The sequence below is a fragment of the Aquabacterium sp. genome, assembly GCF_021768455.1.
Lineage (GTDB): Bacteria > Pseudomonadota > Gammaproteobacteria > Burkholderiales > Burkholderiaceae_C > Aquabacterium.
Window position 1 is genome coordinate 15,636 of record NZ_JAIZVX010000013.1, and the last position, 21,255, is coordinate 36,890.

At 64.2% G+C, this 21,255-nt stretch carries 20 protein-coding genes; 8 read left to right on the top strand and 12 right to left on the bottom strand.

Annotation, left to right across the window (positions count from 1 at the left end; translation table 11 throughout):
- Nucleotides 1-5: 5 nt before the first annotated feature.
- The 5 genes from tssE to QZ994_RS03250 are packed head-to-tail and all read right to left on the bottom strand — an operon-like array spanning nt 6 to nt 3,760.
- The gene (gene tssE, locus QZ994_RS03230) at nt 6-443 is read right to left on the bottom strand and encodes a type VI secretion system baseplate subunit TssE (protein ID WP_290868129.1); all 438 of its coding nucleotides are present in this window, start codon (nt 441-443) and stop codon (nt 6-8) included.
- A 35-nt stretch (nt 444-478) separates the two neighbouring features.
- Nucleotides 479-1,024: a type VI secretion system tube protein Hcp gene (locus QZ994_RS03235; protein WP_290868132.1), complete on the bottom strand. Its 546-nt coding sequence runs from the start codon at nt 1,022-1,024 to the stop codon at nt 479-481.
- Nucleotides 1,025-1,045: 21 nt separating this feature from the next.
- On the bottom strand, nt 1,046-2,527 hold the full coding sequence (gene tssC / locus QZ994_RS03240; RefSeq protein WP_290868135.1) for a type VI secretion system contractile sheath large subunit: 1,482 nt from the start codon (nt 2,525-2,527) through the stop codon (nt 1,046-1,048).
- Between the two features lie 3 nt (nt 2,528-2,530).
- On the bottom strand, nt 2,531-3,049 hold the full coding sequence (tssB, locus tag QZ994_RS03245) for a type VI secretion system contractile sheath small subunit (protein WP_290868139.1): 519 nt from the start codon (nt 3,047-3,049) through the stop codon (nt 2,531-2,533).
- Nucleotides 3,050-3,073: 24 nt separating this feature from the next.
- Nucleotides 3,074-3,760 (bottom strand): tetratricopeptide repeat protein, encoded by a 687-nt coding sequence (locus QZ994_RS03250; protein ID WP_367172252.1) that lies wholly within the window; start codon nt 3,758-3,760, stop codon nt 3,074-3,076.
- Between the two features lie 256 nt (nt 3,761-4,016).
- On the opposite strand from QZ994_RS03250, the gene tssJ reads away from it, so the two are divergent.
- Genes tssJ through icmH form a run of 3 tightly spaced genes read left to right on the top strand, consistent with a single transcriptional unit; the run spans nt 4,017 to nt 6,940 of the window.
- Nucleotides 4,017-4,736 (top strand): type VI secretion system lipoprotein TssJ, encoded by a 720-nt coding sequence (gene tssJ / locus QZ994_RS03255; protein WP_290868145.1) that lies wholly within the window; start codon nt 4,017-4,019, stop codon nt 4,734-4,736.
- Between the two features lie 34 nt (nt 4,737-4,770).
- Nucleotides 4,771-6,132: a type VI secretion system baseplate subunit TssK gene (tssK, locus tag QZ994_RS03260; protein ID WP_290868148.1), complete on the top strand. Its 1,362-nt coding sequence runs from the start codon at nt 4,771-4,773 to the stop codon at nt 6,130-6,132.
- Nucleotides 6,133-6,145: 13 nt separating this feature from the next.
- Nucleotides 6,146-6,940, top strand: coding sequence for a type IVB secretion system protein IcmH/DotU (gene icmH / locus QZ994_RS03265; protein WP_290868151.1), 795 nt, complete (start codon nt 6,146-6,148; stop codon nt 6,938-6,940).
- Here the strand turns inward: icmH and QZ994_RS03270 are convergent, their stop codons facing one another.
- Nucleotides 6,941-8,245, bottom strand: a complete 1,305-nt coding sequence (locus QZ994_RS03270) for a replication-associated recombination protein A (RefSeq protein WP_290868154.1) — start codon at nt 8,243-8,245, stop codon at nt 6,941-6,943. It lies immediately after the preceding gene.
- Nucleotides 8,246-8,669: 424 nt separating this feature from the next.
- On the opposite strand from QZ994_RS03270, the gene QZ994_RS03275 reads away from it, so the two are divergent.
- Nucleotides 8,670-10,631: a DEAD/DEAH box helicase gene (locus tag QZ994_RS03275; protein ID WP_367172251.1), complete on the top strand. Its 1,962-nt coding sequence runs from the start codon at nt 8,670-8,672 to the stop codon at nt 10,629-10,631.
- Nucleotides 10,632-10,878: 247 nt separating this feature from the next.
- Here QZ994_RS03275 and lolA read toward each other — a convergent pair whose 3' ends face one another.
- The 3 genes from lolA to QZ994_RS03290 form a co-directional block, all read right to left on the bottom strand.
- Nucleotides 10,879-11,532: an outer membrane lipoprotein chaperone LolA gene (gene lolA / locus QZ994_RS03280; RefSeq protein ID WP_290868207.1), complete on the bottom strand. Its 654-nt coding sequence runs from the start codon at nt 11,530-11,532 to the stop codon at nt 10,879-10,881.
- Between the two features lie 173 nt (nt 11,533-11,705).
- The gene (locus QZ994_RS03285; protein ID WP_290868157.1) at nt 11,706-14,183 is read right to left on the bottom strand and encodes a DNA translocase FtsK; all 2,478 of its coding nucleotides are present in this window, start codon (nt 14,181-14,183) and stop codon (nt 11,706-11,708) included.
- Nucleotides 14,184-14,291: 108 nt separating this feature from the next.
- Nucleotides 14,292-14,963 carry a cyclic nucleotide-binding domain-containing protein gene (locus QZ994_RS03290; RefSeq protein WP_290868160.1) on the bottom strand — a complete coding sequence of 224 codons (672 nt, stop codon included), beginning with the start codon at nt 14,961-14,963 and terminating at the stop codon, nt 14,292-14,294.
- 223 nt (nt 14,964-15,186) lie between these two features.
- Between QZ994_RS03290 and trxB the strand changes: the two genes are divergently transcribed.
- The 4 genes from trxB (at nt 15,187) to fabI (ending at nt 17,802) form a co-directional block, all read left to right on the top strand.
- A complete protein-coding gene (trxB, locus tag QZ994_RS03295; RefSeq protein WP_290868163.1) occupies nt 15,187-16,140 on the top strand; it encodes a thioredoxin-disulfide reductase in 954 nt (317 codons plus the stop codon).
- Between the two features lie 287 nt (nt 16,141-16,427).
- Complete coding sequence (rpmB, locus tag QZ994_RS03300) at nt 16,428-16,661, top strand: 50S ribosomal protein L28 (RefSeq protein ID WP_290645379.1); 234 nt, start codon at nt 16,428-16,430, stop codon at nt 16,659-16,661.
- A gap of 14 nt (nt 16,662-16,675) precedes the next feature.
- Nucleotides 16,676-16,846, top strand: a complete 171-nt coding sequence (gene rpmG, locus QZ994_RS03305) for a 50S ribosomal protein L33 (RefSeq protein WP_058087945.1) — start codon at nt 16,676-16,678, stop codon at nt 16,844-16,846.
- Nucleotides 16,847-17,013: 167 nt separating this feature from the next.
- Nucleotides 17,014-17,802, top strand: a complete 789-nt coding sequence (gene fabI, locus QZ994_RS03310) for an enoyl-ACP reductase FabI (RefSeq protein WP_290868166.1) — start codon at nt 17,014-17,016, stop codon at nt 17,800-17,802.
- 108 nt (nt 17,803-17,910) lie between these two features.
- Here fabI and QZ994_RS03315 read toward each other — a convergent pair whose 3' ends face one another.
- The 3 genes from QZ994_RS03315 to QZ994_RS03325 all read right to left on the bottom strand — a co-directional run bounded on the left by QZ994_RS03315 (nt 17,911) and on the right by QZ994_RS03325 (nt 21,061).
- Entirely contained in the window at nt 17,911-19,137 is a 1,227-nt protein-coding gene (locus QZ994_RS03315; RefSeq protein WP_290868169.1) for a fatty acid desaturase, read from the bottom strand.
- Nucleotides 19,138-19,256: 119 nt separating this feature from the next.
- Nucleotides 19,257-19,691, bottom strand: coding sequence for a hypothetical protein (locus QZ994_RS03320; protein ID WP_290868172.1), 435 nt, complete (start codon nt 19,689-19,691; stop codon nt 19,257-19,259).
- 17 nt (nt 19,692-19,708) lie between these two features.
- Entirely contained in the window at nt 19,709-21,061 is a 1,353-nt protein-coding gene (locus tag QZ994_RS03325; protein ID WP_290868174.1) for a hypothetical protein, read from the bottom strand.
- Nucleotides 21,062-21,255 lie beyond the last annotated feature (194 nt).

Sequence of the window (21,255 nt, forward strand, 5' to 3'; positions counted from 1 at the left end):
TGGATTCAACGCTCAATGTGGTACTGCTGCCGCACGGTGGTCAGGGTGGTGTTGAACGACACGGGCTCCAGCGAGTCCGGCATGACGAGCACAGCCTGAATCGCAAAATTGACGCGCTTGCCAGCGTCACCGAAACCCAGCAAGCGAACCGACACGTCTTTCAGCCGAGGCTCGTGGCGGGCAATCGCCTGGGTGATCGAAGCGATCAGGGCATCGCAATCCTTTTGGGCCGTGAGGTTCAACCCAATCACATCCTTGATGCCAAATGACCCCAGGCGCCCCAAGCCAGCCTCTTCAGGTGCCGACTTCGAATTGAGCACATGCTCAAGGTCACGGGCAACGGACGCCACGAAGAAGGATCTGCTGCATCGCCCCTGGGGCACATCCCGGTCTGATCCGATCAACCGGTCCCAGATGGATGGCGTGAACTGCAATTCGGACATGAAAAAAGGCGGCCAGAGGCCGCCTGGTACTTGCTTTAGAAACTGGTGTCGTTTTTCTTGAGGTTCCAGGAACCCACGGCACCCGTGGCCGTCGTGCCATCCACCTTGGCCGTGGTGTAAGTCCACTTCACGGCGCTGTACTTGAGCCCAAACGTCTCAGTGGGCAATTCACCCTCGCCCACATTGGTCGTCACCGACGAAACCACGACGTCTTTCAACTCGATCTTCAGGTAGTTGACCCGAGTCTTGCTGGTGCCCGTGTTGTTGCTCGTGGAGGTTGTGTTCACACCACCCAATGAGCGGTAGAAATAGATCACCACGGTGTTGTAGTAGGTGCCAGCCGACGAGGCCTGCCACAGCTTGGGCGACGCGTTGTCGATGTCCTTGGTGAAAATCATTTCACCGTGTTCGGTGCGCTCTGCGGTATGACCGCCAGCAGAAGACGCCGTGGAAGACTTCGGCTGGTAAATCTTGTGCGCCCAGGTCGACACCTCGATCGCCTTTTCAGTGGCGTGCTTCGAATCGGTGGTGTCGCCTTTGATGTCCGCGCTGGTCGGAAAAACGACGTAAATATCCTTCATGAACCTCTCCAGATTGAATGATTAACCCTTGCCACCCGATGGCAACTCGGCCACTAGACGCAGGGACACAGAAAGCTCGTCCAGCTGGAAATGCGGCCGGACAAAAGCCACTGCACGGTACACGCCAGGCTTACCAGGAACCTCCTGCACTTCGACACTCGCGTCACGCAAGGGGTACTCGGCCTTGGTCGCTTGTGACGCACTTTCATCGGTGGTCACATATTGGGAGATCCATCGATTCAAGAAATTCTGAATGTCGATGGCGGAGGTGAACGAACCCACCTTGTCTCGCATCATCGCCTTCAGGTAATGCGAAATACGGCAAACCGCAAACATGTACTGCAGCTGCGCGGACAAGATCGCATTGGCATTGGCCGCATCCGAATCGTATTTCTTCGGCTTTTGCACAGATTGCGCGCCAAAGAAGGCTGCGTAATCCGTGTTCTTGCAATGAACCAAGGGGATGAAGCCCAAATCACTGAGCTCCTTTTCACGGCGATCGGTGATGGAGATCTCCGTTGGACACTTCAGCGCGATTTCACCGTCATCGGTCTTGAACGTGTGCGCGGGCAGATCCTCGACGAGCCCTCCACCCTCCACGCCACGAATGGCTGCGCACCAGCCATAGCGCTCGAACGCCTCGGTCAACCGCGCACCCAATGCATAAGCCGTGTTGACCCAGAGGTAACGGGAGTGGTCTGTGCCGTCGGTCTGCTCGACAAACGCAAAGCCGTCTGTTGTCAAACCATCTTTCGGATTGAAGGGCAAGCGCCCGAGGAAGCGCGGCACGGTGAGCGCGACATAACGCGAGTCCTCTGACTCCCGGAAGGATTTCCACTTCGCATACTCCACCGTATCGAACACCTTGGCCAGGTCTCGCGGCTTGCCCAGATCGGAAAAGCCTTCGAGGCCAAACAGATCGGGGGACGCAGCGGTGAGGAACGGCGCATGCGCAGCCGCCGAAATGTGCGACATCTGCTCGATGAAGTACATGTCCTCCGCACCACGACCAATGTCGAAGTCCCCGACGATCGCACCAAAGGGTGCGCCACCGAAGGTCCCGAACTCTTCCTCGTAGACCTTCTTGAAGATGGCGGACTGGTCAAAGTCGATCGCCGTCTTGAAGTCTCGGACGACTTCCTTCTTGGTGACGTTCAGAACCTTGATCTTCAGCCGTTCGCCGGTTGAGGTGTGCTTGGCCAGGTAGTGAAGGCCCGTCCAGGACGACTCCAGTTTCTGGAACTCTGGCGCGTGCATCACTTCACTGAGTTGCGTCGAGATCAGTGCATCGATCTCGGCGATCCGAGCGTCGATCGTCGCGGCCAGGTTGTCGGACAGCACCACCGTGCCTTCCAAAACTTCCTTGACCAACTCACTGATCAAGTCTTTGGCGCGCGTGTGCTCAACGTGTGTTTTGGCGACCTTGCTTTTGGCAACGATGTCATCCAGCAAAGACACCGACTCGGTCAAGGTGCCAGGGGTGGGCTGCAGTTGTGCGCTCATGATTCACTCCTTGTCGCCCTGGGCGGCTTCTTCGCCCAGCTGCTTCAACTTCTCGGTGTTTCCGAGCACCTCGGCCAGGACGTCTTCCAGCTTCTCGCTGCCGGCCAGCTTGTTCCGAAGGTCCGACAGCTTGGTGCGGGCCTCCAGCAGCTTCCGCAATGGCTCGACCTGCTCGACCACGGCTTCTGGGCGGAAGTCGTCCATCTTGTTGAAATTCAGGTTGACCGCAAACTCGCCGCCATCCGCACTCAGCTTGTTGGCCACGCGGTAAGAAGCGCGCGGTGCGACCCCTTCCATCACGTCATCGAAATTGTCGAGATCGATGTTGACGAACTTGCGGTCCTTGAGTCGGGACTGAGGCTTGTCAGGATCAGGCTGCCCCGTGAAATCACCCATGACGCCCACGACAAAAGGCAGTTCCTTTTGTTCCACGCCATCACCGATTTCCACGTCGTATGTCAGCTGGACACGGGGTGCACGCACACGCCCCAGACGCTGTTGAACGCTTTCATTTTTTGCCATGACCGGGTTCCTTCCTTGAACTGTTTACTGCAAAGCACCAAAGGGGTTGTTGCGCCCACTGGTGGCCGGGGCGACATTGCCGCTGGCCGGAGTGGACTTGGCGACGGGCATGGCGGCTGGTGGGACCGTCGTACCGGGATTGGGGCGAACCATGGGGCGCGGGGCAACGCGGGCGATCGGTGCCTTGGGCTTGCCGCCCCCTTCGCCAGCGGCCGTGGCAGGAATGATGATCGGCTCGCCCAGGGCCTCTCGGATGATGCGGGCCACGCTCTCGGCTTCGCTGCGGGTCGAGCCCGTCACCTCATTGGCCTTGCGCAGTTGCTCGAGGGCATCGGCACTCACACGCAGACCGCTCACGGCCAGGATGCTCTTGGCCGTCAGGTCGTTGACATCGCGCTGCAGAACCTCTTGCGACGAGGTGATCGCCTGACCGTAATGGCGTGCATCGAAGTGGATCTGGGCCTTGCGCAGCCAGGGCTCCTTGCTTGCCGGATCAGCCTGGATGGCCTTGTCGAGCTGCAGGATGGCCTTCTCGGGCTGACCTTGCTTCTGAGCCAGTTCGGCCGCGGCCAGGCTCTCGTTGAGTTGCTGCTGAGCCGCCAACCTGGCCGCTGCATCGTCCTTCTTGGGCGCTGAAGAACAAGCCGCCAGCGCAGCCAACACACCCACCATCACCGCGCAAGACATGCCGCGGCGCACGCTTTCCAGCATCACGCTTCACTCCCTGATTGACTTTGTGTTCAGGTCAGACCCGCATCGAGGCGGGCCGACAACTGGGCGGATTAGAGCCGAATTCATTTGCAGCATCTGCCCTCTTTCGGGGGTGGTTTACAGACTCTTGCATTCGGTTTCAACTGCACCCCACCCAGGGGAGGGATCACCCGTCAGCAGGGGCTCAAACCGTTCTTACACTACGCGCCGGCGATGGGCGTTGGTCGCTCCGCCCATGACAAGAATGAACTCAGGGATGAAGTCGGCAGCATGGTGTCTGGCGGGCGCATGGGCGCTGGTCACCCTCATGGGCTGCAGCAGTTCTGCCCCCGCCTTGCCCAAGGCTCCGGAGCTGCCGACGCTGCCCACCGTGCCGGAAATCCCGACCGTGCCAGAGCTGCCCAGCATCCCCAGCACGGAAGGCGGCTTCCTCGAAGCGCTGGGATCCATGAAGGACAAGGCGCTCGAGACCATCGGCCTCAAAAAGCCCGAACTGCCCAAGTTGCCCGAAGTGCCAGACAGCGCCATGCCCGACTGGCGGCTGCAGTGGAAGGTCTACGCCAGCGGCTCGTTGAACGTCGACGAACGCGGCCAGCCCCTGGCCCTGCTCACACGCATCTACAAACTCAAGAGCCCTGACGCCTTCCTCAGCGCCCCCATCGACACCTTTGGCGATGCGGCCAAGGAAAAGGAAGTGCTGGGCGAAGACCTGGTGTCCGTGCGCGAGCTGCAGCTCATCCCGGGGCAGAAGCACGAATCGCTCGACAAGGTCACACGCAGTGCGCGCTACATCGGCATCGTCGCCCTGTTTCGCAAACCCTCTCCCCAGCACTGGCGTTATGCGTTCAGCACGCCTGTCGCCTCGCAAACCGGGCTGACCATCGGTGCGCACGCCTGCGCCATGAGCGTGCAGGTGGGCGAACCCATCGGCTTGCCACTGAGTGCCGTGCGCTCCGTGGCCATCGCCTGCCCTTGAGTCCGCACCGACACCGCAGTACGAAGGACACCTCTTGATCCAGTCTCCCAAAATCCTCTGGGGCGAAGGCCTCTTCCTGCGCCCCCAGCACTTCCAGCAGCAGGACGCCTATCACGAGTGGCGACTGGCCCAGATGGCCCGCCTGCTGCACCCCTATGCCTGGGGCGTGCGCCACGTGAAGGTCGACCCCGATGCCTTGCAGACTGGCCTCCTGCGCCTGCTGGAGTTGCAGGTGGTGATGCCCGATGGCGAACTCTTCAATGCCCCTGCCGACGACGAACTGCCGCCGCCCGTGGCCCTGGCGTCGCTGTCTGACTCGGCAGACCAGCTCACGGGCGAATGGACCTTTCATGTGGCCATGGCGCCGCTGCGCGCAAACGGCACCAACATGGCTGCGACGCGCGAAGAGGCCGACACCGCGGTGCGTTACTACCGCAAGGCCCAGCAGGCGGGCGACGCCTACACCGATGCCGTGAGCGCCGAGGTGGTGGTGCTGCGCAAGTCAGCCAAGCTGTTGCCTGATTCAGCGCCACGGGCTCACCTGGTGAGCCTGCCACTGCTGAGGCTGAAAAAGACCTCCACCGGCGGCTTCGAACAGGATGGGCGCTTCATCCCTCCCTGCGCCAACATCCAGGCCTCGCCCACGCTGTTCCTGCACTTGCGCCGGCTGCTTGATGTGCTGCAAGCCAAGGTCGATGCGCTCTATGGCCTGCACCGCGAACCCAGCAAGAACATCATCGAGTTCAGATCAGGCGATGTGGCGTCGTTCTGGCTGCTGCACACCGCCAGCTCGGCCTTTGCAGGCCTGTCGCACCTGGCGCGGCACCCGGCCCTGCACCCCGAGCGCCTGTTCGAAAAGTTGCTGGAGCTGGCAGGCTCGCTGATGACCTTCTCGAAAAGCTTCACCCTGGCCGACCTCCCCGCCTACGACCACCTCAACCCGGGTCCGGGCTTCAACCGCCTGGACCAGATCGTGCGTGAACTGCTGGAGACGGTGATTTCCACACGCTACTTCTCGATCGTGCTTCAGGAGAACGTGCCCTCCTTCCATCAGGGACGACTGGACTCGGAACAGATCAACGCCAAGACCCAGTTCTTCCTGGGCGTGTCGGCCGCGATGGCGCCAGCCGAACTGGTCGAGGTGGTGCCCCAGCGCTTCAAGGTCGGCGCCCCGGACGACGTGGACAAGCTGGTGCTGTCGGCCATGCCGGGGGTGAGGCTGGTGCACGCACCCCAGGTGCCTGCCGCGGTGCCTGTGCGCCCGGGCAGTTATTACTTCACGCTGGAGCCCCGTGGCATGTTGTACGAACGCATGATGCAGGCCCAGGCCCTGACCCTGTATGCGCCATCGGGCTTCCAGGACCTGCGCCTGGAACTCGTGGCCGTCAACGCCTGAGGATCACCGCACCATGGCTTCTTCATCGCTTGCCCCCAAGCTCTTTGCCGACACCGACCCAGGCCTGCCACCCAGCCGCCAGACCACCGTCGCAGCACCACGCGAGGCCAGCAGCCTGCTCGACCTGATGTACGACGGCTTCTACCTGCTCTTCCTGCTCAAGGCCAAACACGCGCCGCTGGATGCCGAACTCTTCCGTGAGCGCATCAAGCAGTTCCTCACCGCCTTCGAGCGTGGTGCCACCAAGCTGCACGCCTCGGCGGAAGACGTCTACGCCTGCAAATACGCTTTCTGCGCCACGGTGGACGAAGCCGTGCTGATGTCGGGCTTCAAGGCCCGGGAATCCTGGCAGCGGCTGCCGCTGCAGGTGCAGTTCTTTGGCGAGCAGCTGGCGGGCGAGCAGTTCTTCGAGAAGCTGGAAGAAATGCGACGTCATGGCCTGCCCAGGGTGCAGGCGCTGGAGGTCTTCCACATGTGCCTGCTGCTGGGTTTCCAGGGCAAGTACCTGATTGAAGGCAGCGAGAAGCTCAACTACCTCACCGCCCGCCTGGGCGACGAGATCGCGCGACTCAAAGGCAAGGGCGCGGGCTTTGCACCGCACTGGGCCGCGCCCGACAAGGTTCAGCACCAGCTGAAAAACGAGGTGCCGCTCTGGGTCGTGGGCTCCGTATTCGGACTCCTGGCGCTGGCCGGCTTCCTGGGCCTTCGATGGCAACTGACCGAGCACAGCAAACGCTCACTGGGCGAGCTGCACCACATCGTTCAGATGCCCCCCCAGGTGGCGAACATCACGATCACCCTGCCCTGATCAGCCCTTGCCGGCCTCGTCGTCGAGCTTGCGAAGAAAGGCGAGCTTCTCGCCGATCTTGACTTCCAGCCCCCGCGGAACCGGCTGATACCAGCCCGGCTCCGCCATGCCCTCAGGCAGGTAGGTTTCGCCCGCTGCATAGGCGTGAGGCTCATCGTGAGCGTAGCGGTAGGCGTGCCCATATCCCAGCTCCTTCATGAGCTTGGTGGGGGCATTGCGCAGGTGCACCGGCACTTCGCGGCTGCGGTCCTGCTTGACGAAGGCGCGGGCGGCGTTGTAGGCGTTGTAACCCGCGTTGCTCTTGGGCGCGATGGCCAGGTAGATCACGGCCTGGCCCAGGGCCAGTTCGCCTTCGGGGCTGCCCAGTCGCTCGAATGTGAGGGCGGCATCGTTGGCGATCTGCATGGCCCGCGGGTCGGCCAGGCCAATGTCCTCCCAGGCCATGCGCACGATGCGGCGGGAGAGGTAACGCGCATCGGCACCACCGTCGAGCATGCGGCTGAGCCAGTACAGCGCGCCATCGGGGTTGGAGCCCCGCACCGATTTGTGCAGTGCCGAGATCTGGTCGTAGAAGTTGTCACCACCCTTGTCGAAGCGGCGGGCGTTCAGGCTCAACGCGTTGGTGATGAAGTCGGCCGTGATCTGGGTGATGCCGGCGGCACCGGCTGCCGTCTGACATTGCTCGAGCAGGTTCAGGAAGCGGCGGGCATCGCCATCGGCATAGCCGACCAGGGTGTCGACCGCGGCATCGTCAAACTGCAAGTGCCCCAGCGCCTTCGCCTGCGCACGCCGCAGCAGCAACTTGAGTTCGTCTTCCGTGAGCGACTGGAGCACGTACACCTGGGCACGCGACAGCAGGGCAGAGTTGACCTCGAACGACGGGTTCTCGGTGGTGGCGCCAATGAAGGTGAAGAGACCCGACTCCACATGCGGCAGGAGTGCATCCTGTTGCGACTTGTTGAAGCGGTGGATTTCGTCCACGAAGAGGATGGTGTGCTGCCCCTGGCTGAGGTATTGCTGCGCCTGCTCCATCGCCGCACGGATGTCCTTGACCCCGGAGAAGACCGCCGAAAGCGCAATGAATTCGCAATCGAAAGCATGGGCCGTGAGGCGCGCAAGGGTCGTCTTGCCCACGCCCGGCGGCCCCCAGAAGATCATGGAATGCGGCTTGCCGGACTTGAACGCCAACCTCAGGGGCTTGCCCTCGCCCAGGAGGTGAGACTGGCCCACCACCTCGTCCAGCGTCTTCGGGCGGAGGGCTTCGGCGAGGGGGGCGACAGGGGCTTGCGCGAACAGGTCAGACATGGCTTGATTGTGGCAGCAGGTGGCGTCCAAAGCGGGGCTTCGCAGACGCCGCTGGACAAACGCCCAAGGCTATGGGAGAATCCCTCTATTCGCTGGTCAGCGTTCGCCCTTGATTTGTCCGGGGTGGTTGGTCAACGAATCAAAGTTCATCCCCTCTGACCTTTTCAAGCCGGGCTGCATCGTCGGATGCCAGCCAAGAGCGTGTCTTGAGTTCCGGTTGGCGGCGATGCCGTCGCTTTCAAACCGACTCACCGTGACGACCCAGGTTTGCCTCTCCGGCACCTGTCACGAGGTACGGACACGAATCCACAGCGACCCCACCCAGACTGGGTGACTTGACCGTGTTGGTCAGGCTCCGGTCATGGCGTTTGTTACTTGCCTCGCCGAGGCAGGCGGCAGCGCTTTGCATTGCTTGAAAGAAATCATGTCTCACGACAACCCGAATACGCAAAACGACCAGAACGAAGCCGCTCTGGACGAGTCCCGCGTGGACGCCCACAGCGCTTCGCAGATCGACGCGCTGGCCCGCCGCCTGGAAGCCGAAGCCCAGGGCGATGCGTTCGCCGACGAAGCCGGCGCCGAAGCCGAAGGTGAGCAAGCCGAGGCCTACACCGGCCCCGACTTCGCCTCCCTGGGCCTGAGCCCGATGCTGTGCCGCGCCCTGGCCGACTCCGGCTACACGCAGCCGACCACCGTGCAGCAACAGGCCATCCCGGCCGCGCTGGAAGGCGCCGACCTGCGCGTGGCCTCGAGCACCGGCAGTGGCAAGACCGCCGCCTTCATGCTGCCCTCGCTGGAGCGCATCATTGCCGCCCGTGGCGACGCCGCCAAACGCCGCGAAAAGGGCAAGACTTACGGCCCTCGCGTGCTGGTGCTGGCACCGACCCGCGAACTGGCCATGCAGGTGGCCAAGGCCGCTGACACCTACGGCCGCCACATGCAGGGCCTGCGTGTCGCCACCGTGGTGGGCGGCGTGCCCTACCCCGCCCAGCTCAAGGCCCTGCGTGGCCCGCTGGACGTGCTGATCGCGACCCCTGGCCGCCTGATCGACCACCTGAACACCGGCGCCTGCGTGCTGGAAAACCTCGAAGTCCTGATCCTGGACGAAGCCGACCGCATGCTGGACATGGGCTTCATCGAAGACATCGAGCACATCGCCGAGCAAACGCCTGAAGGCCGCCAGACCCTGATGTTCTCGGCAACCTTCGCCGGTCACGTCGGTCAGCTGGCCCAGCGCCTGACGCACGACGCCCGCCAGATCGAAGTGGCTTCGCACACCGAAGGCCACGCCAACATCGAGCAGCGTCTGCACCTGGCCGATTCGCTGATCCACAAGAACGAACTGCTGGACCACCTGCTGGCCAGCAAGGACGTGGACCAGGCCGTGATCTTCACCAGCACCCAGCGCGACGCCGACATCCTAGCCGACCGACTGGCCGACATGGGCCATGCCGTGGCCGCCCTGCACGGTGGCATGCCGCAAGGCCGCCGCAACCGCGTGCTGCAAGGCCTGCGCATGCGCCAGCTGCGCGTGCTGGTCGCCACCGACGTGGCCGCCCGCGGCATCGACGTGCCCACGATCACCCACGTGATCAACTACGGCATGCCCATGAAGCCGGAAGATTACGTTCACCGCATTGGCCGTACCGGTCGTGCTGGCCGCTCCGGCCTGGCTGTCACGCTGTGCGAGCGTCGTGACGTGGGCATGGTGCGCCGCATCGAGCGCTTCACCACCAACCGCATCCCCGAGTCGGTGATCGCTGGCCTCGAGCCCAAGATGAAGATGGGCGCCGGTGAAAGCCGTGGTCCGCGCTTCAACAAGCCGATGCCTGGCCACCGCAACCGCGAAGACCGTGGCGCCCCGCGCTTTGGCGCCAACCGTGAAGGCGGCTTCGGCGGCGATCGCGGTGGCTTTGGTGGTGACCGTGGCTTCAACGAACGCAAATCGTTCGGTGACCGCCCTTCGTTTGGCGACCGCCCGGCCTTCAATGACCGTCCGGCCTTCCACAACGAGCGTCCTGCTTTCGGTGACCGCCCCCGCGGTGACCGCCCGTTCGGCGACCGCCCGGCCTTCAACGACCGTCCGCGCGGCGACCGCCCTTACGGCGATCGTCCGGCGTTCAACAACGACCGCCCCGCCTTCGGTGACCGCCCCCGTGGCGATCGCCCCTTCGGCGACCGTCCGGCCTTTGGCGACCGCCAGGACCGCCCTGCTTTCGGCGATCGCCCGCACGGCAAGTCGTTCGGTGACAAGCCTTTTGGTGACCGCACCCAGGGCAAGTCGTTTGGCGACAAGCCTTTCGGCAGCAAGCCCGGCTTCAAGTCCGGCGGCCCCAAGCCTGGCTTCGGCGGCAAGCGCCCGGGTTTCGGCAAGCGTGAAGGCTGATCCCCTCGGGTGACAGCACGGGCACCGCACGCCCTCGAAGGCGTGCGTGTCCAAAGGATCGGCCGAACCCAGGTGGGCCAGGTCGGTTCAACGACAACAAGATTCAGGAGCAGCGCGCCGTACCCCGCGAGGACAGCGCGTCAAGCAGCCACCACCCCCTGCACAACACAGGGGCCGATTGGGTGGTGCGATCGTTCGGTCAACAGGCCGCAGCCCTCCCGGGCCCCCGCCTGCTCACCGACCCATTTCAAGGCTGGTTCAGCACGTCCGCCCCGGGTGGCGGGCTGAACTGGAACCGGGTGGCCGGCAAGGCCACCTTCGATTCGAATTGCGCGAACTCCAGGCGTGAGCGTTGCCCAAAGCTGTCCAGGATCTCCAGGACGGCCAGTTGCCCGCTCTTGAAGCCGACGCGCACGGACTGGAATTGCCCCTCTTTGTGACGCGGCAAGGCCTCCACCCATTCGATCACTGTCGCTGCCTGTTGAGGCACCGAGACCGCGGTCACCGCACTCGATGACGAGGCAGGCAGTGCTTTGAGGGTGAAGTCCTTGTCCAGCGTTCCCCCTGACAGCAGCGCCGCAGGCGTGGCCCCCAGGGCCTGGCTCATCGGACGCACCGTGACCTGGTTGAGGTCGGTGTCGTAAAGCCAGACCTGCTTGCCGTCGCCCACGATGAGCTGCTCGGTGGGTGTGCTGTAGGCAAAACGGAAGCGGTTGGGCCGCTGGAATTCGAGCGTGCCGCGGGACTGCCGGGACTTCTTGCCATCGGGCGAGGTCACGGTCTGCACAAAGGCGCCTCGGCCGCTCTGCACCTCCTTCACGAAACTGCGAAGGGTGTCGACGGCATCGGCCTGGGCCAGGGCGCTGAAGCCCCCCAGAGCACAGGCCAGCGCGAACGACATGGCACGTCGCGACACGGAGAATCGGTTCAAGGCAACAAGGTTCGTCATGGCGGAGCCGGCACACAAGCCCGGCAAAGTGGGTCGGATCGGGCCTGCACGTCTGGCAGGCCCTGGCTCTTCAATGCGCCAGCGCGCGCCTGGGTTGACCTGGATTGACCTGGGCTGAGGCAGCGTCAGGCGTCCCAGGGCGCGGCCGTGACACCGCCTTCCCCGCCGCGCTGGGGCACGATGATGTCGCGGTTGCCGTTGGTCGACAGGCTGGACACGAGCCCCGACTTTTCCATCTGTTCGAGCAGGCGCGCAGCGCGGTTGTAGCCGATGCGCAGGTGGCGCTGCACCAGCGAAATCGACGCCTTCTTGTGCTGCAGCACGACCGACACGGCGTTGTCGTAGAGAGGGTCCTGCTCGCCATCGCCGGCGCCACCGGCAGGGCTGCCATCGAGGTTGCTGCCCTCGTCGCTGAGCGTGCCGCCCTCGAGGATGCCTTCGATGTAGTTGGGCTCGCCTTGTGTCTTGAGGTACTCGACCACGCGGTGCACCTCTTCGTCGCTCACGAACGCGCCGTGAACCCGGATGGGCAGGCCCGTGCCGGAGGGCAGGTAGAGCATGTCGCCCTGCCCCAACAGCGCCTCGGCGCCCATCTGGTCAAGGATGGTGCGGCTGTCGATCTTGCTGCTGACCTGGAAGGAGATGCGCGTCGGGATGTTGGCCTTGATCAGGCCCGTGATCACGTCGACCGACGGACGCTGCGTGGCAAGGATGAGGTGCACCCCGGCAGCACGGGCCTTCTGGGCCAGGCGGGCGATCAACTCTTCGATCTTCTTGCCCACCACCATCATCAGGTCGGCGAGTTCGTCGATCACGATGACGACGTGCGGCAGGCGGTCCAGTGGCTCGGGTTCGTCCGGCGTCAGGCTGAAGGGGTTGGGGATGAGCTCGCCACGCGCCTTGGCGTCGTCCATCTTCTTGTTGTAGCCGGCCAGGTTGCGCACGCCCATCTTGGACATGAGCTTGTAGCGCCGCTCCATCTCGCCCACAGCCCAGTTCAAGGCGTTGCTGGCGAGCTTCATGTCGGTCACGACCGGGCACAGCAGGTGCGGGATGCCCTCGTAGACGCTCATTTCCAGCATCTTGGGGTCGATCAGAATGAGGCGCACATCGCGGGCCTCGGCCTTGTACAGCAGGCTCAGGATGGTGGCGTTGATGCCCACCGATTTGCCCGAACCGGTGGTGCCGGCCACCAGGCAGTGCGGCATCTTGGCCAGGTCGGCCACCACGGGGGCACCGACGATGTCCTTGCCCAGGCCAATGGTCAGCAGGGACTGGGCCTCGTGGTAGACCTGCGAGCCGAGGATTTCGGTCAGGCGGATCATCTGGCGCTTGGCGTTGGGCAACTCCAGCGCCATCAGGTTCTTGCCGGGAATGGTCTCGACCACGCGGATGCTGACCAGGCTGAGCGAGCGGGCCAGGTCCTTGGCCAGGTTCACGATCTGCGAACCCTTCACGCCGGTGGCGGGCTCGATCTCGTAGCGGGTGATGACCGGCCCCGGCGAGGCCGCCACCACGCGCACCTCGACACCAAAGTCCTTGAGCTTCTTCTCGATCATGCGAGAGGTCATCTCCAGGGTCTCTGGGGTGACGGTCTCGATGCGGCCCACATTGGGGTCGAGCAGGTCGATCTGGGGCAGTTTGTTGTCGCCCATCTCGGCAAAGAGGGGCTTCTGCTTTTCCTTGACCACGCGATCGGACTTGGGCACCTCGACCACCGGTTGCTCGATGATGATGGGGATGGGCTCGGAGGGCAGTTCGTGGCGCACTTCCTCGACCACGCGTTCGCGCTCGATGGCCGCCTTTTCGCCAATGCGGATGTCCTGCTCGACCTCGCGCTGGGCCTCGCGCTTCTGGCGCAGACCATCGGCCAGCACGCCGATGCGTTCGGCCAGCGCCAGCCAGGAGAACCGCAGCGCCATGGAGGTGCCGGCCACCAGCATGGCGATCCAGAGCACGCCTGAACCGTTGAAGCCCAGCCACTGGTTGCCCAGGCTACCGAGGCTCATGCCCAGGATGCCCCCCGCGTGCTCACCTGCCAGAGAGCCCTCGTTGCGGTAAAGCCGCGACCACTCGAGGGCACAACTGGCCGCCATCAGCACCACCACCCCCACCCAGAAGCGCCAGGCCGAGAAACCCGCCGCCTGTGGCTGCCCCGCAGCCACAGCGCCAGAGGGCAGGCCCACGGCTGCGTCGCGGCGCAGCCAGCGCGCCAAAGCCCCCAGCCAGACCCGCCCACCGATGAGCATCAGCCACCAGGCCGAGTGCCCGAACAGGAACTGCATCAGGTCGGAAGCGTAGGCGCCGCCCTTGCCTGCCCAGTTGGCCACCTCGAGGTTCTGGCCAGACGTGGTGAAGGCCGGGTCGAGCCGGGTGTGGCTGACCAGCGCCAGGAGCAGCAAGAGCCACAACACGCCGCCGAACAGCAGGGCCGCCTGGAAGCGCAGGGTGTGCTCGATGGGCGCCTGTGGCTCAGGCGTGGGCACATGAGGCACACGGTGGAGGCGGCCACCCATGCGGCTGGCGGCGGCGTCACCCCGACGCTCGGGCGCACGCGCGCCAGACGAGCCATCGGCTTGGAGGGATCCCAGAGGAAATGTCATCCCCGCATTGTGGCGGCTTTTCGCCATCCGGCCGGCACGCGCAGCCATGCAAAACGCCCCTCGCAAGGGGCGTTGTCAGGCGATCGTCGGCCAGACGGGCTGGCGGGATCAGGCCGTGGCGACCAGGCGCTCCTTGAGCACCACGCTGCCGGTTTCCTGCGTCTCGATGAGACCGCGCTCTTCCAGGTCCTTCATGACGCGGCTGACCATTTCGCGAGAGGCGCCCACATGCTTGGCGAGGTCCTGTCGCGACACCTTGCCGCGGATGACCTTTTCACCAGCGTCCTCGTCGGCCATGTCGAGCAGGGCCCGGGCCACGCGCCCGTAGACGTCCAGCAGGGCCAGGGACTCGATCTGGCGGTCGGCACTGCGCAGGCGCTGCACCAGGCCGCGCAGGATGGCGTAGCTCAGCGACGAGTTCTCGGGCAGGCAGCGGGCGAATTCGGCGCGGCCCAGCACCAGCACATCGGTCTGCACCTCGGCGCGAACGGTGGCGGAATGGGGTTCGTTGTCGATCAGGCTCATCTCACCCAGGTAGTCGCCCGCCTCGAGCACGGCCAGGATGACTTCGCGGCCACGCTCGTCGGACGCCACCACACGGGCACGGCCAGTGAGCAGGATGAAGAGCGAGTTGGTCTTGCGTCCCCGCTCGACGATGAGCTCGCCACGGCGGTAGCGGCGCTTGACGACACCCTCGGCGATGGACTCGGCCTGAGCCGGGGTCAGCATCGAGAACAAAGGCACGCGGCGGATCAAATCGAGATTGGACAGCATGGCCATGGGGGGCTCCTCTTGCGTTCGGTCGGTGTAGTCCTGCCAGAATGCGCAGGACGCTCGGGTGCACCAATCACCCGATCATGTGTGTGACAAACAACCTGTCTCTACAATTTTCGGCACCGGTGCGGGATTTTTTAGCACTTTATTTGGAGGCGCCCACAAGGCAAGTCCGGAAATACACAGTGCGAACCGCACAGTTTCAAGACAGACATCGAAAGGCGACGACATGAGCACCCCGCAACACAGCAACGTTTTGATCCTGGGCTCCGGCCCTGCGGGCTACACCGCTGCGATCTATGCAGCACGCGCCAACCTGAAGCCCACCCTGGTGACGGGCATGGCCCAGGGCGGCCAGCTGATGACCACAACTGAAGTGGACAACTGGCCCGCCGACGTGATGGGCGTGCAGGGCCCCGAACTGATGCAGCGCTTCCAGCAGCACGCCGAGCGCTTCAACACGAACTTCGTCTACGACCACATCAACGAGGTCGACCTGAGCCAGCGCCCCTTCACGCTCAAGGGCGACAGCGGCACCTACACCGCCGATGCCCTGATCCTGGCCACCGGCGCCTCGGCCAAGTACCTGGGCCTGCCCAGCGAAGAGGCCTTCATGGGTCGCGGCGTGAGCGGCTGTGCCACCTGTGACGGCTTTTTCTACCGCGATGCCGTGGTCTGCGTGGTCGGCGGCGGCAACACCGCCGTGGAAGAGGCGCTCTACCTCTCCAACATCGCCAGCAAGGTGCACCTGATCCACCGCCGCGACAAGTTCCGTGCGGAAGCGATCATGATCGACAAGGTGCAGGAGAAGGTGGCCGCCGGCAAGATGGAGTTGCACCTGTTCAACACCCTCGATGAAGTCCTGGGCGACCAGAGCGGCGTGACCGGCGTGCGCATCAAGAACGTGAACGACGGCAGCACCAAGGAAATCGAACTCAAGGGCTGCTTCATCGCCATCGGCCACTCGCCCAACACCGACATCTTCAAGGGCCAACTGGAGATGAAGGATGGCTACATCCTGACCAAGGGCGGCGCGAACGGCTTTGCCACCATGACCAGCGTGCCGGGCGTGTTCGCCGCTGGCGACGTGCAGGACCACGTCTACCGCCAGGCCATCACCTCGGCCGGCACAGGCTGCATGGCCGCTCTGGACGCCCAGCGCTTCCTGGAACAAGGGGCCTGAGCCACACGGCTTGCCCCTTCGAAACAGGCCTCAGGCGAAGTCGATGGGGCCAGATTTTGCCAAGCGCGCAGAATCTGGCTATAATCTCGCTTTTGCCAAAAATCGTCCCGTGCGGATGACCCAAAGTCAGGCGCGCTGCACCGCAGCGCTGTTGCTTGGGCCAAAAACCACGGAAGGGTGCTTCATCAAGGGCCGCCTCGGCAACGAGGGTCGAGTTCATGCTCTGGGCACCAGTACCGCAACACAAGCGCGATCAAAAGCGCGATCACAGCGAACGGAGAAGCGTCATGGCACGCGTCTGTCAAGTCACGGGTAAGGGCCCGATGGTCGGGAACAATGTGTCCCACGCCAATAACAAAACCAAGCGTCGTTTCCTGCCTAACCTGCAGTACCGTCGTTTCTGGGTCGAGAGCGAAAACCGCTGGGTGCGTCTGCGCATCAGCACGGCCGCTCTGCGCCTGATTGACAAAGTGGGCATCGATCAGGTCCTGGTGGACCTGCGCGCCCGTGGCGAACTGTGATCGGAGACTGAACCATGGCTGCTAAAGGCGGACGCGAAAAGATCAAGCTGGAATCCACTGCGGGTACCGGCCACTTCTACACCACCAGCAAGAACAAGAAGACCACGCCCGAAAAGCTGGAATTCATGAAGTTCGACCCCAAGGCACGCAAGCACGTTGCCTACAAGGAAGTGAAGCTGAAGTAATTCGGCTCATCCTCGAAAAACCCGCCCAGCGCAAGCCCGGCGGGTTTTTTCATGCCCCACACGGCAAACCACAGGCAAACATCAGTCAAGCGATCCAGTGGGTTGATGCGGTGGTGTCGCATCCAGGGGTCAGGATCGGACATTCCCGCGCCAACCCAATCACCACCATGCACCACCAGATCCCCCCGCCCCCTCTCATGCTGGCGGGCAAGAAAGCGCTGATCGTGGGCGTGGCGAACGAATCGTCGATCGCCTACGGCTGCGCCAAGGCCTTCACCGACATGGGCGCCGAGGTGGCCCTCACCTATCAGAACGAGAAAGCCAGGCCCTTTGTCCAGCCTGTGGCGACCGAACTGGACGCAGCCCTCTTCCTGCCGCTGGACGTGACCCAGCCAGACCAGCTGGACGCCGTGTTCGCTGCGATCGAGGCGAAGTGGGGCCAGCTGGACCTGCTGGTGCACTCCATCGCCTTCGCGCCCAAGGCCGACTTGCAAGGCGGCCTGCTGCAGAGCTCGGCGGAGGGCTTTGCCATGGCCATGGACATCTCCTGCCACTCCTTCCTGCGCCTCGCCCGCCGGGCTGTGCCCCTGATGCGAGATGGCGGCAGCCTGTTTGCCATGAGCTACCACGGCGCAGAGAAGGTGGTGCCTCACTACAACCTGATGGGCCCGGTGAAGGCGGCACTGGAATCGAGCTGCCGCTACCTGGCTTATGAGCTGGGGCCCAAGGGCATCCGCGTGCATGCGATCTCGCCTGGGCCGATCGCCACCCGGGCCGCCTCCGGGCTCAAGGAGTTCGACGTGATGCTGGCCCATGCGGTCAGCGAGGCCCCGCTGGGTGAAGGGGTCGACGTGATCGACGTGGGCCGGACCTGCGCCTACCTGGCCAGCCCATGCGCGCGCCACATGACGGGATCGACGGTCTACGTGGATGGCGGACTGAACATCATGGCCTGAGTGGCGGCCTGCGCCTGAGCCCCCTCCGCCAGGTGCAATGCAGGCGAAAAAAAGGCCGTCGTGTGACGGCCTTGGCAGGGTGGTGGGGCAAGCCCCGGCGCCCAGAACTCAGGCGTGGGCCGAGCGCAGCTTGCGCGAGAAGTCTTGCAGGGCTGCGATGCCACTGTTTTCAGCCTGCTGGCACCAGGCCTGCAGATCTGCCACAAGCTGTTCGGCCGAGACATTGGTGCGCGTCCAGATGGCGCGGAGTTCTTCGCGCATGGCGATCAGCTTGTCGAGCTTGGGGTGGGCGGCTCGGGCGGCGTCCACCTCTTCCTGCATGCCTGCGGGCATCTGCTCGGTGTCGCGGTGCATCCAGTGGCGCACGCGCTGCAACTGGGAGGCAGAGGCCGTCTGGCCGGATGCCTTGAGGCGGGCCAGTTCGCTGGCGCACGCTGCGCGCACTTCGCGGGCGTAGCCGGCCATCAGTTCGTAGCGGTGGGCCACGATGGCTTCGAGCGTCTGGGCATCGGCCACGGGCTTGACCGAACCCAGGGTCAGGCGCGGCGGGGTCTTGCGGACCTTGGCCAGGCCCACGATTTCGAGGGCACGGATGTAACCCCAGCCGATGTCGAATTCATAGGGCTTGACCGAGAGCTTGGCCGAGGTCGGGTAGGTGTGATGGTTGTTGTGCAGTTCTTCGCCACCGATGATGATCCCCCAGGGGGAGATGTTCGTGGACGCGTCAGCGGCCTCGAAGTTGCGGTAGCCCCACCAGTGCCCCAGGCCGTTGATGATGCCGGCAGCGGTGATCGGGATCCAGATCATCTGGACGGCCCAGACGGTGATGCCGATGGCGCCAAACAGGGCCAGGTCAATGGCCAGCATCAGGAAGACGCCGGCCGTGGCATGGGGGGTGTAGAGGTGGTGCTCCAGCCAGTCGTTCGGGGTGTTGTGGCCGTACTTCTTGAGCGTCTCGGCCTTGGCGGCTTCGGCGGCATAGAGTTCGCGGCCTTCCAGCAGCACGGTCTTGATGCCGTGGGCCACCGGGCTGTGGGGGTCTTCAGCGGTTTCGCACTTGGCGTGGTGCTTGCGGTGCACGGCCACCCATTGCTTGGTGACGGTGGCGGTGGTCAGCCAGAGCCAGAAGCGGAAGAAGTGCGAGGGGATCGCATGGAGCTCCAGGGAGCGATGCGCCTGGGCCCGGTGAAGGAAGATGGTGACCGAAGCGATGGTGACATGGGTCACCAGGAGGGTGTAGGCCACGACCTGCCACCAGCTGGCATCGGCCAGGCCTTGCACGGCCCACTGCACGAGGCTGTCGTGCAGGCTGCCGAGGAACACGGAATCAAACATCAGGGACCTTTCAACGGGACGCGAGATTGTAGGGGCCCCAATGTGACGTGGCTTGCCATATCACAAGAAAGGGTGTCGCGCTGGAGGCTGGCGTGACACCCTTGTCGCGATGTTGTCGCTCAATCGACCGTTAGCACGACCTTGACGCTGCCGTCGACCGCCGATTTCTCGATGTAGCCGATGGCGTCCGGGTTGCTGGCGACGAACTTCTTGACGTCGGCTGCGCTGCCGAGCTCCTTGGGTGGCGTGGCCTTGCCGGAGAAGGTCAGGCGGGCCCAGGTGGCCTTGACCTGAGCGGAAGTCTTGCCCGCGGCCTTGCTGTAGAACTGCTCGCGGGTCGCGCTGGACTCGGGCAGGTCGGCCGGTGCCGCAGTGGCCCCAGACGGCAAGGTGGCGCTCTTGCCCAGGAAGATGGCGGCCACCTGGTCGGCGGAGAGCGAGGCCAGGCTGCTCTTGGGGTTGACGATCACGGCCACTTCGGCCTGGGCGGCCAGGGAAGCCAGGGTCAGGGCGGCCAGCAGGACGGTGTGCTTCAGCTTGGTGGTGTACATCATGTGGTGCTCCCTTCGGCTCAGAACACAAAGTCGACCGAGAGGGTCAGGACGCTGATGGTTTTCTTGGCTGCCGCATAGGCGGCGGCCGAGGCCTGGGTCGGGTCGGCCACGAGCAGCAGACCGTTGGAGTCGGCAGGCTTGGCGATGCGGTCGTACTGGAACTTCAGCGCGGTGCTGGGGCTGGCGTCCCAGCGCACACCCAGGGTGCTGGTGCGCTGCGCGAGTTTCTGGGTGCCAAGCAGGATGTTGGTGCCCGCGGCGATGGTGTTGACGCTGGTGTTCAGGCTCGAGGACGCGGTCGCGATCGCGCTCACGGGGTTGGACGTCGAACGGTCCACCTTGAGTTGCGAGGCGCCGACGTAGGGCGTGAAACTGCCCACGCGGTAGCCCACAAAACCGTACCAGCCCGTGGTGTCGGGGATGTAGCTCTTCGTCTTGCGCTTGGTGTACTCGAGACCGGCCACCCAGTTGTCCTGGTCATAGCCCAGGCCGATGCCGGTGAAGGAGGCGTCAACCCCGTTCGGATTGAGCAGATCGACCACGGCGGCGAGTTGCCCGCCGGCCGCGGCTGCACCCGCCGCACCCGGGTTGCTGGTGGCGCCGTAACCGGCCAGACCGGCCAGCAGCGTTGCGTTGGTGGCGCCAGCCGTGAGCTGCTCACCCAGTTGCGAGGTGACACTCAGCTTGCCCTGGCTGCGCCCCAGGCGCAGCGAAAGGCCATTGCTGAGCTCGGTCAGGACGTTGAGGCCCACCTGGCGCTTGAGCTTGACCGTGCTGGGGTCGCGGGTGAGCGAGGAGGCGAAATCGGCCTCAGAGTTGCCGGTCCACAGGGTGGTCGTGACCGAGGCGGAGCCCAGGTGAAGCTGGTAGGAGGCATCGGCACCTTCGAACTGGCTCACGGGCACCTGACCATAGACGTCCAGCGGCGGGCGCACGGTGGTGTTGGCATAGCCCACATCGCGGAAGTCGGAAATCATGAAGAACGGGGCGCCAATGCGGCCAGCGCGGACGCTCAAAGTGGGCGTGGCCTGCCACTTGGCAAAGGCCCACTCCATGCTGGGCACGTACTGGCCGGCAGCGTCGTACTTGGTCATCAGCTGGGCCGTGGCCGACACGGTCGGCGTGAACTTGTAGCTGCCCTGCATGGCGAACTTGCTGTCAGGATCGAAGCTGCCGCTGCGGGTGGAGCCGCCCCCCTGGCCTGGGTAGTTGAAGAGGGCGTCGTCGGAGGTGCTGCGTGAGTAGCCAAGTGTGCCGAAGCCCGACAGGCGGAAGTTGCCGTCGGGCGAGGTGTAGTCGGCGCGGGCGCCGGCACAGGCCGCCAGGGCTGCCAGAAGGATGGGCAGGCGGGCAAGCTTGGTTGGGGTCATGGAGGCTCCTCAAAGCGGGGTTGATGTCTTGGCGCGACCCGCTTCCTACAAGCCGGGTGACAGGGCGGCCACATTGGCCCCCTTGCGCTCATGTCACATCGCCACTTTGACAAGAAACTTCATGGGCAATGTCCTGAATTGCCTGTGACGGATTTGGCTTTTCGCCAGATAAAAAGCCGCTTCACAGCGGCCTT